Annotated in this window: 19 protein-coding genes; 3 read left to right on the forward strand and 16 right to left on the reverse strand. The window is 52.6% G+C overall.

Annotated features, from left to right (window positions below):
* Nucleotides 1-81: 81 nt before the first annotated feature.
* The 14 genes from rcsA to fliF all read right to left on the reverse strand — a co-directional run bounded on the left by rcsA (nucleotide 82) and on the right by fliF (nucleotide 12,086).
* Nucleotides 82-717, reverse strand: coding sequence for a transcriptional regulator RcsA (rcsA, locus tag LK04_RS06890; protein WP_039327754.1), 636 nt, complete (start codon nucleotides 715-717; stop codon nucleotides 82-84).
* 629 nt (nucleotides 718-1,346) lie between these two features.
* A complete protein-coding gene (gene fliR / locus LK04_RS06895; protein ID WP_039327753.1) occupies nucleotides 1,347-2,135 on the reverse strand; it encodes a flagellar biosynthetic protein FliR in 789 nt (262 codons plus the stop codon).
* The gene (gene fliQ, locus LK04_RS06900; protein ID WP_039327751.1) at nucleotides 2,135-2,404 is read right to left on the reverse strand and encodes a flagellar biosynthesis protein FliQ; all 270 of its coding nucleotides are present in this window, start codon (nucleotides 2,402-2,404) and stop codon (nucleotides 2,135-2,137) included. The genes fliR and fliQ overlap by 1 nt, the downstream gene beginning before the upstream one ends.
* Before the next feature lie 9 nt (nucleotides 2,405-2,413).
* The gene (gene fliP, locus LK04_RS06905) at nucleotides 2,414-3,145 is read right to left on the reverse strand and encodes a flagellar type III secretion system pore protein FliP (RefSeq protein WP_039327781.1); all 732 of its coding nucleotides are present in this window, start codon (nucleotides 3,143-3,145) and stop codon (nucleotides 2,414-2,416) included.
* Nucleotides 3,145-3,540 carry a flagellar biosynthetic protein FliO gene (fliO, locus tag LK04_RS06910; protein ID WP_039327749.1) on the reverse strand — a complete coding sequence of 132 codons (396 nt, stop codon included), beginning with the start codon at nucleotides 3,538-3,540 and terminating at the stop codon, nucleotides 3,145-3,147. The genes fliP and fliO overlap by 1 nt, the downstream gene beginning before the upstream one ends.
* Nucleotides 3,541-3,542: 2 nt before the next feature.
* Entirely contained in the window at nucleotides 3,543-3,950 is a 408-nt protein-coding gene (gene fliN, locus LK04_RS06915) for a flagellar motor switch protein FliN (protein WP_039327747.1), read from the reverse strand.
* Entirely contained in the window at nucleotides 3,943-4,950 is a 1,008-nt protein-coding gene (gene fliM / locus LK04_RS06920) for a flagellar motor switch protein FliM (protein WP_039327744.1), read from the reverse strand. The genes fliN and fliM overlap by 8 nt, the downstream gene beginning before the upstream one ends.
* A gap of 4 nt (nucleotides 4,951-4,954) precedes the next feature.
* Nucleotides 4,955-5,440 carry a flagellar basal body-associated protein FliL gene (fliL, locus tag LK04_RS06925; RefSeq protein ID WP_039327742.1) on the reverse strand — a complete coding sequence of 162 codons (486 nt, stop codon included), beginning with the start codon at nucleotides 5,438-5,440 and terminating at the stop codon, nucleotides 4,955-4,957.
* Between the two features lie 130 nt (nucleotides 5,441-5,570).
* The gene (locus LK04_RS06930) at nucleotides 5,571-6,851 is read right to left on the reverse strand and encodes a flagellar hook-length control protein FliK (protein ID WP_039327740.1); all 1,281 of its coding nucleotides are present in this window, start codon (nucleotides 6,849-6,851) and stop codon (nucleotides 5,571-5,573) included.
* Nucleotides 6,848-7,291, reverse strand: a complete 444-nt coding sequence (gene fliJ, locus LK04_RS06935) for a flagellar export protein FliJ (RefSeq protein ID WP_039327738.1) — start codon at nucleotides 7,289-7,291, stop codon at nucleotides 6,848-6,850. The genes LK04_RS06930 and fliJ overlap by 4 nt, the downstream gene beginning before the upstream one ends.
* A 23-nt stretch (nucleotides 7,292-7,314) precedes the next feature.
* Nucleotides 7,315-8,679, reverse strand: coding sequence for a flagellar protein export ATPase FliI (gene fliI, locus LK04_RS06940; RefSeq protein ID WP_039327737.1), 1,365 nt, complete (start codon nucleotides 8,677-8,679; stop codon nucleotides 7,315-7,317).
* Nucleotides 8,679-9,380, reverse strand: a complete 702-nt coding sequence (gene fliH, locus LK04_RS06945; RefSeq protein WP_039327734.1) for a flagellar assembly protein FliH — start codon at nucleotides 9,378-9,380, stop codon at nucleotides 8,679-8,681. The genes fliI and fliH overlap by 1 nt, the downstream gene beginning before the upstream one ends.
* Nucleotides 9,373-10,365, reverse strand: coding sequence for a flagellar motor switch protein FliG (fliG, locus tag LK04_RS06950; protein ID WP_039327733.1), 993 nt, complete (start codon nucleotides 10,363-10,365; stop codon nucleotides 9,373-9,375). The genes fliH and fliG overlap by 8 nt, the downstream gene beginning before the upstream one ends.
* A complete protein-coding gene (fliF, locus tag LK04_RS06955) occupies nucleotides 10,362-12,086 on the reverse strand; it encodes a flagellar basal-body MS-ring/collar protein FliF (RefSeq protein WP_059109783.1) in 1,725 nt (574 codons plus the stop codon). Before fliF ends, fliG begins: the two co-directional genes overlap by 4 nt.
* A gap of 359 nt (nucleotides 12,087-12,445) precedes the next feature.
* Here fliF and fliE point away from each other — a divergent pair, with 359 nt between their 5' ends.
* Both fliE and LK04_RS06965 read left to right on the forward strand, forming a co-directional pair.
* Nucleotides 12,446-12,757: a flagellar hook-basal body complex protein FliE gene (gene fliE / locus LK04_RS06960; RefSeq protein WP_039331746.1), complete on the forward strand. Its 312-nt coding sequence runs from the start codon at nucleotides 12,446-12,448 to the stop codon at nucleotides 12,755-12,757.
* 175 nt (nucleotides 12,758-12,932) lie between these two features.
* On the forward strand, nucleotides 12,933-13,115 hold the full coding sequence (locus LK04_RS06965) for a hypothetical protein (RefSeq protein WP_039331747.1): 183 nt from the start codon (nucleotides 12,933-12,935) through the stop codon (nucleotides 13,113-13,115).
* Nucleotides 13,116-13,161: 46 nt separating this feature from the next.
* Here the strand turns inward: LK04_RS06965 and LK04_RS06970 are convergent, their stop codons facing one another.
* Nucleotides 13,162-14,373: a diguanylate phosphodiesterase gene (locus LK04_RS06970; RefSeq protein WP_039331748.1), complete on the reverse strand. Its 1,212-nt coding sequence runs from the start codon at nucleotides 14,371-14,373 to the stop codon at nucleotides 13,162-13,164.
* 244 nt (nucleotides 14,374-14,617) lie between these two features.
* On the opposite strand from LK04_RS06970, the gene LK04_RS06975 reads away from it, so the two are divergent.
* Nucleotides 14,618-14,866 carry a hypothetical protein gene (locus tag LK04_RS06975; RefSeq protein WP_039331750.1) on the forward strand — a complete coding sequence of 83 codons (249 nt, stop codon included), beginning with the start codon at nucleotides 14,618-14,620 and terminating at the stop codon, nucleotides 14,864-14,866.
* A 35-nt stretch (nucleotides 14,867-14,901) separates the two neighbouring features.
* On the opposite strand, the gene LK04_RS06980 is transcribed toward LK04_RS06975, so the two are convergent.
* A complete protein-coding gene (locus LK04_RS06980; RefSeq protein WP_052206047.1) occupies nucleotides 14,902-15,570 on the reverse strand; it encodes a helix-turn-helix domain-containing protein in 669 nt (222 codons plus the stop codon).
* Between the last annotated feature and the right edge of the window lie 9 nt (nucleotides 15,571-15,579).

A 15,579-nucleotide genomic window follows, 5' to 3' on the forward strand; every position in this document is an offset into this window, starting at 1 on the left:
GGCTCGCAAAACACAGCAAAACGACAGAGGGCCAATCTGCGGATTGGCCCTCTGTCTGCTACGGATATTAACCCTTAGGGACTATCGTACGTTGACATAAATCCCGGAGGTCACATTATCGGTAAGACGCACCACATGATAAATAACCTGTTTATTATGTGTCTTAATTTTGCGTTTAATATTACCTTTATGTGACGATACCGTTTTGGCTTTAATTTGCATCTTGTCTGAAATTTGAATGGTGTCATGTCCTGACATCCACATTTTCAGCATGTTTGATTCAGTCTGGCTTAATGTCAGTGGGTGAATATCGAGGCCAGCGGAAATACGCGGCGCAACGCTGAGTTTCTTTTGCAGGTATGTGCCTAATAATGAATCCAGAGTCGATGTTTTTATCGATTTTGACGTAATAATCAGGTTCTTACGAACGTAGAGGTATTCCTCAAAATGGATATTCGAGATGGCCATGAAAATAAAGAATAACGTATCAGGATGCTGCATAATAATGGCACGAATACGATCGCTGGAATCGGATTCGTGAATGAAGCACTCTTCGTTAATAAACACGACACCTGGTTTTAATTGTTCACATCTTTGTTGCAATTGTTCGATATCAGAGACCGGAGTAATGTTTTTCTTTTTAACTCCTTTGGCCGACATATAGTCTGATAATCCCAGGCGTGTGTAGTTACATGAATCCATAATAATCGTTGGCATTATAGCGACCCTCACCAATTTGTTATCCGTTTAAATCAACGATGAATACGCGTTTGCGGTACGAGAGAGATTTCCAAAGACACTTTTTTATTCTGCTCGGCAGACTGGCGAAATGTATCCGTGCGCCATCATGACTCTTCCCTGAACCCTTCTGCGAAGTTTTTTTGTGTTACTTCAACGTCACTCTTGTCCCCGCGATAGTGGGAATCGCCGGGAGTTTGCATTAAGTGTGTAATTCGCTCTGTTTTTGAGAGCCCTGTCACTATCGCGCAAGTCACAGACAAATCTGATAGGACAATTCTTAAAAACATTTGAATCGCGAAAGTGTGACGTTTCAGCGAGTGTTGACAATGCCGTAAAAAAGGGATTTAGACAAGAAAAATCGCTGTAAAATTTTTTTTGTTTAAAAACAGCCCTTTGAGCATTTTTTCAACCAATTCACAAGGTTTTCCACCTTAGGAATCGTCTGACTAAAATACGCGAAGCGCGGTTTAATAAGAATAATTTTCACCTGAAATGCGCATTTATCAGAATAACCTCAGTTGATTTCTGAGAAATATGGTTCGAAAAATGCACAGATTGATTTTGAATACTTAACTATCGCATAAGATTCGCTACAGAATCGTTAATTAGCGCGGGCGGGAGAGTTCTGACACAAACTGCGCGAGTAAATCAAAGACTTCGCCGAAGAGATGTTCACAGAATGGGGCAAGCAGCGGCATCATCATCCCCAGACTAAGGATCCCCACCGTTAAGGTAATTGGGAAGCCAATGGCGAAAACCGACAGCTGTGGTGAAACACGGTTTAACAAACCTAGTGCCATGTTTAGCGTGAGCAACAGAACTATTAAGGGCAGCGCTAACATCATGCCGTTAAGGAAAATTAACCCGGCGGACTTCACCAGCGCCATAAATGCATTGGCGTTGAGAGGTTGATCGTTAATCGGCAGGGTATGAAAACTGTCCACCAGCAGCGAGATCAGCCACAAGTGTCCGTTGAAAGTTAAAAACAGCAGCATCGTCAGCATATCGAGAAAGCGTGCCAGCACCGGCATATTTAAGCGGCTGCCAGGATCGAAGAAGGTCGCGAAGGACAAACCCATCTGCAAACCCACCACTTCACCTGCCATGCGCACCGCGGCGAATGCCAGTTGCATGGTCAGGCCAATACCGACACCAATCAGCAGCTGTTGTAGCAGAATCCAGAACCCGGCAGGGGTGAAGAGGGTGACTTCAACAGGCGGCAGCACCGGAATAATGATCCAAGTGATAAGCACCGCGAGGCCAATTTTAACGCGTTTAGGAATCGACTTTTCGCTCAGCACCGGCGCACTGGCGAACAGCGCCAACAGACGTACCATCGGCCAGAAAAATTGCGCGACCCAATGGATCAGTTGGCTGCTGTCGAGATTAATCATTAGCCAATGATATACGGCAGGTTGGTAAACAGATTACGCATGTAATCCAGTACCAGATTGAGCATCCACGGACCGGCGATCACTGCTGTAGCGGCAACGGCAAGGATTTTCGGGATAAAGGAGAGCGTCTGTTCGTTCACCTGCGTCGCCGCCTGCAACAAACTGATGATCAAGCCGCTGACCAGCGCCGCCAGCAGCAGTGGCGCTGCAAGCATCAACGCGATGCGCATCGCTTCCTGGCCAATTTGCATTACCGATTCGGGTGTCATGCTGTGCTCCTACGAGTAGAAACTTTGTGCGAGGGAACCGACCAGCAGTTGCCAGCCATCAACCAGTACAAACAGCATCAGCTTGAACGGCAGGGAGATGGTCGCCGGAGGCACCATCATCATCCCGAGCGCCATTAACACGCTGGCGACCACCAGGTCGATGATCAGGAAAGGAATAAACACCGTGAAACCAATCTGGAAAGCGGTTTTCAGTTCGCTGGTAACGTAAGCCGGCAGCAAAATGCGCATCGGTACCGCTTCTGGCCCTTCAATCGGGGCCGTATTCGCGAGGCGGGCAAACAGGGCTAAATCTGCTTCACGCGTCTGACGCAGCATAAATTCGCGCAGCGGTTGCGCGCCTTTATCAATCGCCACGTCCATGCTGATTTTATCCTGACTGAACGGCAAATAGGCGTCGGAATAAATCTTGTCGAAGGTCGGCGCCATAATAAAGAAGGTTAAAAACAGCGCGAGGCCGAGCAGAACCTGGTTTGGCGGTGCTGATGGGGTGCCTAAGGCGTTACGTAGCAGGCCGAAAACAATAATGATGCGCGTAAAACTGGTCATCATCAGCAGCACGGCTGGAATAAACGTCAGCGAAGTGATGAAGACCAGCGTTTGTACCGGCAACGACCAGCTCTGACCGCCATTGGCCAGCGGTTGGCTCACTAAACCTGGCAGTTGCGCATGGGCAACCGGTGCCAGCAACAGCAGCGGCAGAAGGGGAAGCAATCGACGCATCATTGGGGTTTTCCGGGACGTTTAACCAGGTTCTGAAACAGCTGACGAAAATCCTGCGGTGCAACGCTGTTGCTTGCCAACTCTTCTGGCGGCACAGGTGGCAATGAGTGCAGATGGGTAATTTGCTGAGCGGTGACACCCAGCACCAAACGCGCGTCGGCCGTGTCCACAATCACCACGCGTTCCTGACGGCCAACCTGCACACTGGCGCTGATTTTCAGCGCCTGGGTGTTGACGGTCTTAGGCGCAAAACCGAGGCGTTTAGCTAACCAACCGCAGGCCAGGATCAGCAGGACTATCACCGCCAGTACGCTGCTGACTTGTCCAATCACCGAACCGGTAGAGACCACCGGCTGGCTGTGGACGGGCTGGCCGATTTGCGCGTTCTTCAACATGCTTAACGGCTCAGACGACGCATACGTTCGGAAGGGGTGATGATATCGGTGATGCGCACGCCATATTTGTCGTTCACCACCACGACTTCACCCTGGGCAATCAAATAGCCGTTGATCAGGATGTCCAGCGGCTCACCCGCCAGACCATCCAGTGCCACCACAGAACCCTGTGTCAGGCGCAGCAGCTCTTTAATGGTCATCTTGGTGCGGCCCAGTTCCACCGTCAGTTTGACCGGGATATCCATGATCAAATCGATATCCTGCAGCGAGCCACTGGCACCGTTGCTGTCGAAAGACTTGAAAACGTTCTCCGTGGGATCCGGGGCGCTGGTGGTAGCCTGTTCGTTCATTGCTTCAGCCCACAGGTCGTCCGCAGAAATATCATCGGACGGTTTTTTGCTGTCACTCATCGGGCTGTTCCTCGTTCAGCGAATTCAAAATCGGGTTAATCAGATGTTCTACACGCAGCGCGTACTGACCGTTCATGGTGCCGTATTGGCTGGTCAGTACAGGTACGCCATCGACGTGTGCGATGATGCGGTCCGGCTTCTCAATGGGCAGGACGTCACCGGGTTTCAGTTGCAAAATGCGTGACAGGCGCAGCGATGTCTCGGCGAAGTGGGCAATCAACTCCAGCTCTGAGTGCTGTACCTGTTTCACCAGATTGTCGCGCCAATGGGTATCTTCTTGGCGCGAGTTTTCTAATGGCGGATTGACCAGCAGCTCGCGCAGCGGCTCAATCATGGAAAACGGAATGCAGATATTAAATTCACCCACCAGGTTACCAATCTCGACCTGGAACGGCGTGTTGACCACGATGTCGTTCGGTGAAGTGGTGATGTTGGTGAACTTCACCTGCATTTCAGAACGGACATACTCAACGTCTAACGGATAAATCGCTTTCCAGGCATCGCTGTAACCATCCAGCGCCAGCTTTAACATGCGACGGATAACACGTTGCTCGGTATGGGTAAATTCACGGCCTTCCACTTTAGTAGGGAAACGGCCATCACCGCCGAACAGGTTATCCACGGCGATGAATACCAGACTCGGTGAGAACACCACCAGCGCGGTGCCGCGCAGCGGTTTCAGGTGGATCAGGTTCAGGTTGGTTGGCACCGGCAGATTACGGGCGAACTCATGGTATGGCTGAATCTTGATCGCGCCGACACTAATATCCGGGCTACGGCGCAGTAAGTTAAACAGCGCCATACGAAAATGACGGGCAAAGCGCTCGTTAATGATTTCCAGCGCCTGCAGGCGCTCGCGCACCACGCGACGCTGGGTATTGGGATCATAGGGACGGATATCACCCTCGGTCCCTTTGGAACTGTTCTCTACTTCCGCGCTGTCACTGTCGCCATTAAGCAGCGCGTCAATCTCAGCCTGGGAGAGAATGCTATCGCCCATTAAATCACCTCAAAATGAAGGCGGTAAACAGCACATCACTGACGACCTGAGGCGGTTGAGTTTTTACCAGCGGTGGCGCTAATACCTGTTTGATCTGCTCAACCAGGGCCTGTTTGCCTTGTTCCGTTGCAAGCTGCGCGGCATTTTGACGCGAGAGCAACAACAGCAAACGGCTGCGCACTTCAGGCAGGTAATCATTCAACCGACGACGGGTATCCTCATCCGGCAGACGCAGGGTAAAGCCTACGTACAATACACGGTCGGGATCGTTGTCAGGATTGATCAGGTTAACCGTAAACGTATCCATTGCAAAAAAGACAGGGGCGGCCGGTGGCTCTACTTTCGCCGCTTCCGGTTTGTCATCCCCGTGTTTATTCATCATTCGCCAGACTGCATAGCCTGCCACGCTGCAAGCGGCCAGCGTTACAATCAGTAACACCGGTATTAGTAGTGAACGTTTGCGGCCTTTAGCTTTCGCGTTATCAGACATGTTTGCAGTTACTTCCTGTGAATTATGGGCAAGCCTTTCGGCTCACCTGGACAGATTATCCCGCGTCTTAAGTCAAACAATGGGAAGAAAAGACGCGGGTTTTACGCTTACCTTCAGCGTTTAGCCGCTGTCAGGCAAAGATATCGACAGCGCCGTTGCCGGTCGCGCGTGCCTGAAGGGCTGCCGGGACGGCAATAGGCGTTATCTCGTTTTCACTGTCCTGGGAGAGGGTAAAGCTGCCGTGCTGGCCATCACGACGACCTTCCTGCTGGCCCTGATAATTCTGGCTCTGTGCGAAGGCGTCGCTGCTGACGTTACTCTGTCCCAGGTTTATTCCGCTCTCCGCCAGCGCATTTCGCAGCTGAGGAAGAGCCGCTTCCAGCGCGGCCCTCACTTGGCTGTGGCTGGAAACCATACTTAACTGCGCCTGATCCTTATCAAGGGTCAGGTTGATCTGGATAGCGCCCAGGTCTTCCGGATGTAAGCGCAGTTCGGCGTTTTGCTGACCGTTACGACTAAACATCACAATTTGCTGGCTAAGTGCCTGCTGCCACTCGTTGCTGCCGAGTTGGGCATTCAGCATCGGCGTCGACGGAGTGGTACTGGTCGTCGCCGTGCTATTGGTCAGTGTGCTACTGCTGCTGACCGGGGCGCTGGTTAATGCTGTCACCGCATCACTGCCGCTTTGGCTGTCACGGCGTTCTTCCGGCTTACTCAGGGCACTCAGTACTTGCTTAAAACTCTCGTCCAGTGTCAGCGTTGCGTTGCTGGCACTGGCCGTGGTGCTGGCGGCAGACGCGGTGGTACTGGTCTGTGCTGCGCTGGCATCACTCTTCAATTCACTCAGCACCGTGCTGGATTTCTTTTGCGCGCTGCTGTCTGTTGAAGCTGGCTCATCCTTTAGTGCGCTTTGTAGCGTACGACTTAACAATGCACTGTTTAGCGTAGACCCTGCCTCTGCTGCCGTCTTATCAGTGCTGGCACTGATCGCGGTTTGGCTGCTGCGGTCTTCTACTGCGGCCGGTAACATGGCAAACAACGCCTGCACATTCTGTAAGTCGCTGGCACTTAACGAACTTGCTTCAGTCTTGTCTTTATCATCGGCTGATTTCAGCGCGGCTTTAGTGTTTTCCGGCTGTAAAAGTGCGTTTAACGCTTCTGGTTTGTCCAGTGCCTGCAATAATGCGCTTAATGACGCTTTTGTGACGTCTTTTTCATCGACTTCTGCTGCTATATCAGTCGATTGCGTGTTAACACCTTGTTGCTTAGCCAGCGTTAATAAGCGGTTACCCAGCTCGGTGACAAACCCTTGTGGCAGGGTGTCGGTGTTGTGCAGAACATCCGTCGAAACTGAACTGTCTGCGTTTCCCAAATTAGAGGTTTGCGTAACCACAGTTGGCAGCGTAATCATTCCCCTCTCCTCATTGCGGCCCGTTGGGCAAATTCATCCATCCGTTTCTGATCGAGACGGTTTTCTTGTTGTAATGCTTTTTCAGCCGCGCGGGTGATCAGCGTTTGATAAGCATTCAGTCGCTTATGTTTTTCACGCCAGTTACTTAATGCCTGATCAAGGCGCTGATTCCACTGGTTAAGCTGCTGCCGATGCTGTTCAATCGCTTTTTCCAGCGTCTGAATAAACTGGTGATAGTTGGTCCAGCGGGTGCTGGCGATGCCACCCGACATATCGGCGTTGAGTTTGTTGCGGTACTCGTCCTGATAGTCGAGCAGCATGCTGAGTTGTTCATCTGCCTGCTGTACGCCACGGCGCATATCGCCTAAATGAATCACGGCCTGTTCCAGATCCTGCTCCGCAAGGTCGCGCAGCTTATCGATAGCATTGGCAGTTTTCATGGCTTACCTCGTTTAAGCGGGCGCTAACCGAACATGGCTTGCAGATGCAGACTGGCATCGTCATAGTCGCTGCGCTCGAAAATACCTTGTTGCAGAAACGCTTCCATTTCAGGGTAAAGCTTGATGGCTCTATCCAGCATCGGATCGCTGCCTGCGGCATACGCACCGACGCTCACCAGATCGCGGTTACGCTGGAAACTGGAGAGCAACTGTTTGAACTGGCGCACGCGCGCGTAATGGGTCTCATCAATCAGCGCGGTCATTGCACGGCTGATGGAAGCTTCTATATCAATCGCCGGATAGTGACCGGCTTCTGCCAAACGGCGCGACAGCACAATGTGGCCGTCAAGAATGGCGCGAGCGGAGTCGGCAATCGGGTCTTGCTGATCGTCGCCTTCGGTCAGTACGGTATAGAAGGCGGTAATTGAACCGCCGCCGTGGGTGCCGTTACCGGCACGTTCGACCAGCGCTGGAAGCTTCGCAAACACCGACGGCGGATAACCTTTGGTCGCTGGCGGCTCACCGATGGCGAGGGCGATTTCACGCTGTGCCATGGCGTAGCGGGTGAGGGAGTCCATGATCAACAAGACATGCTGGCCGCGATCGCGAAAATCTTCTGCGATACGCGTGGCGTAGGCGGCCCCCTGCATACGCAACAGCGGCGAAACGTCGGCAGGCGCGGCGATCACTACCGAGCGCGCACGACCTTCCGCACCGAGGATATTCTCAATAAACTCTTTAACTTCACGGCCACGCTCACCGATCAAGCCCACCACAATCACATCGGCTTTGGTGTAACGTGCCATCATACCCAGCAGCACCGATTTACCGACGCCGGAACCGGCAAACAGGCCCATACGCTGACCACGACCGACGGTGAGCAGGGCGTTAATCGCGCGTACGCCGGTGTCGAGGACATCTTCGATAGGCGTGCGTTGTAATGGGTTGAAAGGGGCGGTGATCAGCGGAGCGCGATAGCCCGTATCCGGCGCGGGTAAGCCATCGAGCGGCTTGCCACTGCCATCCAGCACGCGGCCTAACAGTTCTGGACCAAGCATCAACTGTTTGCCACTGTGTCCGCTTTCGCCATTAACCCGCGCATATACGCGTGCGCCTGGCAAGATGCCGTCCACTTCTTCCAGCGGCATCATCAGCAATTTCTGACCGTTAAAACCTACGACTTCACTTTCGACTTCAGAGATAGTGTTGCCGTCGTGACGTTCAATAATGCAGGTTGCACCCAGCGGCAGTTGCAGCCCGGTGGCTTCAAGCACTAAGCCGGTGGCGCGGGTCAGACGACCGTAACGACGCACCGTCTGCACTTGCGAAATGCGATCTTCGAAGGCATCGAGTGCCCCGAGCCAGCGAGAAAGGCGCGACGAAGTCATTAGAATGTCCCCGGCGCAGCCAGGCGACACAGTTCTTGCCAACGCGTAGCCACGCTGGCATCGAGATCGCCGTCTTCGGCACTGAGTTTACAGCCGCCAGGATGCAGGGAATTATCGGCCAGTAATTTCCAGCCGTGCAGATCCAGCGTCGGGCCCAGAGTCTGTTCAATGCGTTGCAAATCATCCGGGTGCACGCGCAGCTGTGGTTTGCCACTGAACATCGGTTCTTGTTGAATCAATTGCTGTATCTGACGCAGCAGGGCGGTGCCGTCCACCTGGGTGGCCTGGCCAATCACGGTTCGTGCCGCTTCCAGCGCCAGCTGCATCAGGCGTGATGCAATTACGCTGTCCAGCGCTTCCAGCGTGTGATGGAACTCGCTGACTAACTGCTGCATACGCGCTTGCAAAGGCGCTTGCTGCTGTTGGGCATCAGCCAGACCTTGCTGGAAACCCGCGTCGTAACCGTTCTGCTGCGACTCGGCAAACCCTTTTTGATAGCCTTCGCTGTAGCCCTGCGTCTGCGCGTCTTTGCGCATCTGCTGCTGCATGCGCTCCAGCATTTGCTGTTGCTCAACTTCAGCACTGACTTCGAACTCTTCAGCGGGCGTTTCCAGCTGCGGTTCGACTTCTACTTTGAATGCGCTGCCTAAATCATCAGGCTGCCAGCGCTGCCACGCACGGGCGGAAAAGGCATCAGACATAGGTTTCCTCGCCACCACCAATTACCATCTCGCCAGATTCGGCCAGGCGGCGTACCACCAGCAGAATCGCTTTCTGTTCGTTTTCCACCGCCGACATACGTACCGGGCCACGGTTGGCCAGATCGTCGCGCAGGATATCGGCCGCACGTGCCGACATGTTTTTGAGGAATTTCTCGCGCAGTGGTTGCTCTGCACCTTTCAGGGCGATCAGCAACTGCTCGGACTCCACTTCCTGCAGCAAACGCTGGATGCTGCGGTCGTCCACTTCCACCAAGTTTTCGAACAGGAACATCTCGTCGATGATTTTCTGCGCCAGCTCGCCATCGAAGTCGCGTACCGCTTCGATAACCGCTTCTTCCTGCTGAGTTTTCATCAGGTTGATAATCTCTGCCGCCGTTCTCACGCCGCCCATCTTCGCGCGCTTGAGGTTGGTACCGTCCAGCAGACCGTTGAGCACCTCGGTCAGTTCTGCCAGCGCCGCTGGCTGGACACCGCCAAAGGTGGCGATACGCAACATCACATCGTGACGCAGACGCTCGTCGAACAGCGCCAGGATATCTGCCGCCTGACCCCGTTTGAGGTGGACAAGGATGGTGGCGATGATCTGCGGATGCTCGTCGCGAATAAGGTCGGCGGCCGCTTGAGGTTCCATAAAGTTGAGCGTTTCCATGCCGCTGGTGGTCTCGTTTTTCTCGAGAATATCTTCCAGCAGGCTGGAGGCACGCTCTTCGCCCAAGGCTTTAACCAGCACGGAGCGCAGGTACTCATTGGAATTGAGACTGAGCGCGGCAAACTGTTCGGCATCGGCCTCAAACTGGCGCAGCACTTCAGTCAGCTGCTTATGCGAGACCTGCTTCATGTTGGCCATCGCCGCACTGAGATGCTGGACTTCACGCTGGTTGAGGTGTTTGAACACCTCCGCCGCGCGCTCTTCACCAATGGTCATCATCAGGATGGCGCTTTTTTCTGTACCGGTCAGACTCATAGTTCATTACCCATCCATTCACGGATAACCAGCGCCACGACGCGCGGATCGTTCTCAGACATATCGCGGATGCGCTGGCTCATCACCTCGGCGCTCATGCGGTTATTCGACTTACGTTCTTGTTCCAGCTCGTCTTTGCTGAGCTGCACGCTGAAGGCTTCTTCTTCTTCCATGGCTGCAGCACGGGCTGCCAGCGCTTCGGCGGCGGCTTTCTCCTGCTCTTTCTTACGCATCAGCTGTGGACGAACCAGTTTGCGATACAGGATGAAGGCAACCAACGCCACCAGCAGCCAGCGACCGCCGCTCATCAACATGTCGAAGAAGGCCTGCGTCTGCCAGAACGGCAGGTCACCGCCAGTTGGCTCAGTGGTGTTGAACTGCGAGTTCACCACATTCACGCTGTCGCCACGGGTCTGCGAATAGCCCATCGCTTCACGGGTCAGGTCTTCAATCTGTTTGATCTGTTGGTCGTTCAGCGCAACCGCTTTGCCTTTACCGTCATCGCGGTAGTTGACCACTACCGCGACCGACAGACGCTGCACATCACCCACGTTCACTTTGGTATGGCGGATGGTGCGGTCCAGCTCATAGTTCACCGTATCGTTACGGCTTGAACTGCTTGGGCCGCTGCTCTGTGCGGTGCTGGTGGTTGTGCCGTTGTTTGCCGCGTTGTTCTGACCATTGGCATTCTGGCCGTTGGCGTTGTTCTGCTGCTGCTGCGGGTTATTAACCGGTGCCGTATTGGCCGGTGCAGGCTGATTAGACAGCGCACCCGGTACGCCGCCTGGATATGGGCTGCCGTTCTGCTGATTGGTATTGGTCTGACGTGAACGAATCGCCGTGCTGTTCGGATTAGCGTTCGGCTGGTACTTCTCGTCGGTTTGTTCGCTGCGGTCAAAGTTAATCTGCGCTGTTACCTGCGCATGCACATTGCCCTGGCCAACAATCGGATTCAGGATCGCTTCAATACGTTGCTGATAGCGCGCTTCAACTTCAGACGCATATTTCAACTGCGCGTCATTCAGGTCACGGCCTTCGCTGTCTGAACGAGTCAGCAGGCGACCTGCCTGATCCACCACGGTCACGTTGCCTGGCGGTAAGCCCGCGACACTGCTCGAAACCAGGTGCTGAATAGCCTGAATCTGCCCTTCATCTAATGCGCGACCCGGTTGCAGGTTCAGGGTGACGGAGGCAGAAGGGGCTTTCTGCTCGCGCACGAACAGAGTGGGTTTAGGCATGGCCAGATGCACACGGGCGCTCTTCACCGGACCGAGCGTTTCCATGGTGCGCGCCAGTTCACCTTCCAGCGCGCGCTGATAGTTGATTTGCTCGCTGAACTGGCTGATGCCGAATTTCTCTTTGTCCATCAGCTCAAAGCCAACGGAGCCGCCCTTAGGCAGCCCCTGTTGCGCCAGACGCAGACGCAGTTCATGCACCTTATCGGCGGGCACCATCAAGGCACCGCCGTTCTCGGCGAACTGGTAAGGAATGTTCATTTGCGTCAACTGCGTGACAATTGCGCCACCATCTTCATCAGAGAGGTTGTTATAAAGGACGCGATATTCCGGCGCTTTTGCCCACAGCACCAACGCAAAAACCACTGCGATAGCGGCAGCTGCGGCAACAATTAAGGGAATGCGCGGATTCGCGCGCAGACGGGCGAGAAGGTCACTGAAGCCTTTCTTTGCGGTATCTTGTGTGGCGGCTGCACTCGCATTCATGACCGTTTCCTGCCTGACATAATTGACCGGGTTAGTTGTGATAACAAAACAGACTCCCTGACTTTCCTCTTCACATTTCGCATTGCAACTGCGTTGGCTTCTCGTGCTCACCCCGGTCACTTACTGATGTAAGCTCCCGGGGATGCGCCCGCTTACCGCCTTGTTGCAATGCGAACTGTTTTGAGGAAGACATAAAAATGAACTTCCAATCTTATGCCTGGCATTATTTGATGAATCGGGTCACTTCGATGGCTGGATAAGCCGTGGTTTTTACGTTTATTTAGCGCCTTTGTCCTATTGACACTGTGTTAACTTTTCCAGCGTGAAAATGTGAACCCTTCTTCAATGAGGAACAGGCAATGTCGATTCAGGCAATTGATGGTGTGTTGCAGCAGCTGCAGTTAACGTCGCTGCAGGCCAGCGGCAAGCAGGCCGAGTCAACCAGTCAGGTGGATTTTGGTGCCACCATGAAAGCAGCACTGGATAAAATCAGCGATACGCAAAATGCGGCACGCACCCAGGCGCAAGATTTCGAAATGGGTAAACCCGGCATTCAGTTAAATGATGTGATGGTCGATCTGCAAAAGTCCTCTATCTCAATGCAGATGGGGATTCAGGTACGTAACAAACTGGTGTCGGCGTATACCGATATCATGAATATGCAGGTGTAGTGGCATAGTTTGAAAGGCATTGCTCGCGGTGTGAATTGTCGTTTGTCTTAATGCTGAAAATAAGCGAAGCGCTAATTAAAACAATCACTTACTGATCATTCCTGTCATCTGTGTGTTAGTATGCCGTCGTTGATAAATGCCTGCTCTTGAGGGCAGCGACAAGAAGCGTACATAGATGAAAGAAGGTTATTACTGGGTTAGAGATAAAGATAACCCGCCAGAGGTGTGGCGTTATATTAGGCAGTTTGGCTGGTATCGTCCCTGTGTTGCAGTGCCGATTACCCTCAGCTCTTTTAAGCTGATGAACTATCAAGTCATCAGCGATCGATTATTACCACCGGGCTTTACACCGCTTTAAATGAAAAACCGCCCAAAGTCAGGCGGTTTTTGTCTGTTGAACAGCGCTATTTAATTTCGGGCCAGGCCACCGCTGGGAATCCGTTCAACAGCGGGTGCGCGAACAGATATCCCTGGAACTGACTGATCCCTGCCGCCTCCAGCCACATCCACTCTTCAGCTTTTTCCACACCCTCGGCAATGACGGCAATCTCCAGAGAAGAACAGCATTTGATAATGGCATGCACGATGGCCTGCTTCGGCCCACTTTTATGCACGTCACTGATGATCTCGCGGTCAATTTTAATCTTGTCGGGCTGGAATTTGGAGAGCAGTGACAGGCCGGCAAACCCTGCGCCGAAATCATCCAATGCCAGGCTGATCCCCGCTGCCTTTAGCTTTCTGACTTCTGCTGTGAATTCATCTGCCCGTGAAATGATTTCGTTCTCGGTCACTTCAACGATCACCTGTTCAGGTACCAGGCCATTCGCCTCAATTTCCGTTAACAAGAACTCGACGGCATTCGGCACTGTCACCAGCGACATTGGCAGTAAATTAATCGCCAGGCTGTGATCGCCAATGTTCAAGGTACTTGCAAGTTGAAATGCACGTTTTTTCGAGTGGATATCCGCGTAGTAAACCGCCTCACCTTCGAAAGCAGAAAAGTATTCCTGGGGTGACCCCCCTTTTGGGGTACGAATCAACGTCTCATAGGACACGATGCGACGTGCAAAGGGATCGATAATCGGCTGGAACGCGAAGCTGTGGTCCTGCGGTGGGGTTGACACTTCATCTTGCACGATATGCGATGATTCATTAGCAATGAATTCCCACATGTCTGCGCCAGGAAGTTCGAAGTAGTTGTCTTTGTCGCGTGCCATCACGAAGGTGCGCAGAAACTGCAACGCGCGATCATCATAAGTCAGTTGGAAACGTGAGGTACCTTTATCCAATACCGACTGGAGAACCGTATCTTTGTCGTGTTCGCGTAAATCAAACAGTTCCATGCCCACTTTGCCAAAGCGCCGTGCTGGCGCGAAGTCATGCATGAGCTCTACCAAATTATGATGGCGGGCATCCGCACTAATACGATTATAAATTCCCTGTACTGCATCACGCGGGCCTTCCAACAGTTGGAAGAAATGCAAGCCGTCGAACAGTAATATGCCTGTTACATCCGCGCGTTTATTCTTGGTGTTGGCTTTAGCAACCATATCTTTAAGCGTGTTGATCGGCACGTGCTCGTGAAGGTGGCTGCGATAGAGGATAGTGGTGAGCATAGCGATTGTCCGGACATATCTTTATTGTGGCCCTACACTAGCAGGCCTTGGATAATTATCTCCATAGCTGATCGGCCGAACGGTAAACTTTTTTTCAAATAACAGGTTAACCGAAGCGGCTGGCAATAGACGTCAAATCGAATTGTTAATTAAGTGTATTCGCGCAGTGATTTCGATAAATAAATTCGATTGAATGGATAAATAAAAAGCGTATCTTTGACCTCGTTAACCAGAGGTGAGCATGATGTTACGCGATTATTTAAAGATTGATGATAGCGATAGTTTAGTTGAACAGAGCGTGTTAAGACTCAACAACCGCGGTCAGGAACATGTCACCGAATGGTGCATTGTTGGCGCAGACGGCAAGCAGAAGGGCAGTGTCGCGCTGTTTGATAAACTCAATACCCGCCGCTCTTATTGCGTCAGTTATCGAATTACACAGAAGGATGTGCACGGGAGGGTTGTCGTCGATCATCTGACCGACGTTTTGTAATATTTGCCGTAGTTTTCTCCACCTTGGCCCGCTTATTAGCGGGTTTTTTGCATGAGATGATCAGCGCGATACCGACGCATTTCCATCAATGTTCCAATCAATTGCATGCTGTTCTCCGATGATGTCAACACAGGAAAATCTTCGTTTATGGGTCGCAACGAGAAAATTTGTTCGTCATGACGCTGAGATAACAGTCGGTAAACGCGAACCTGCGCCACACCATTGACCTCTGCGAGCACCACATCACCAGGTTGTGGTGTGACGGTGGGGTCAAAAATCAACGTATCACCCTGCCGATAGTCGGGTTGCATGGAACCATCTTCTAACATCACGGCCAGCGACTGTTCGCTGAGTAGGATATCGCTGTAGAGAAAGCGTGTGGCCTGCTGTTGCATCGCCAACCGTTGCTCATGCATCCACTGCGCCGCTTGCGTCAAACTTATCAATGGCAGCGGGGTGAGGTGGTTAATCGCCAGCGGTGCGCTAAACACTTCACCCTCGCCATCCATGATCCATGCCGCAGTGCATTGCAGCCATTCTGCCAACCGCAACAGGTTCTCACCGCGTGGCACGGTTTCCTCTTTTTCCCATTGAGAAACAGCGACATGTGATACGCCCACCCCTTTGGCCAACGCCTGTTGCGTCAATTTCAGCGCTTTACGGCGACTGCGAATACGCTCACCAACACATTCTTTTTTCATCATCTTGACAAC

This window comes from Pantoea vagans, from assembly GCF_001506165.1.
GTDB lineage: Bacteria > Pseudomonadota > Gammaproteobacteria > Enterobacterales > Enterobacteriaceae > Pantoea > Pantoea vagans_C.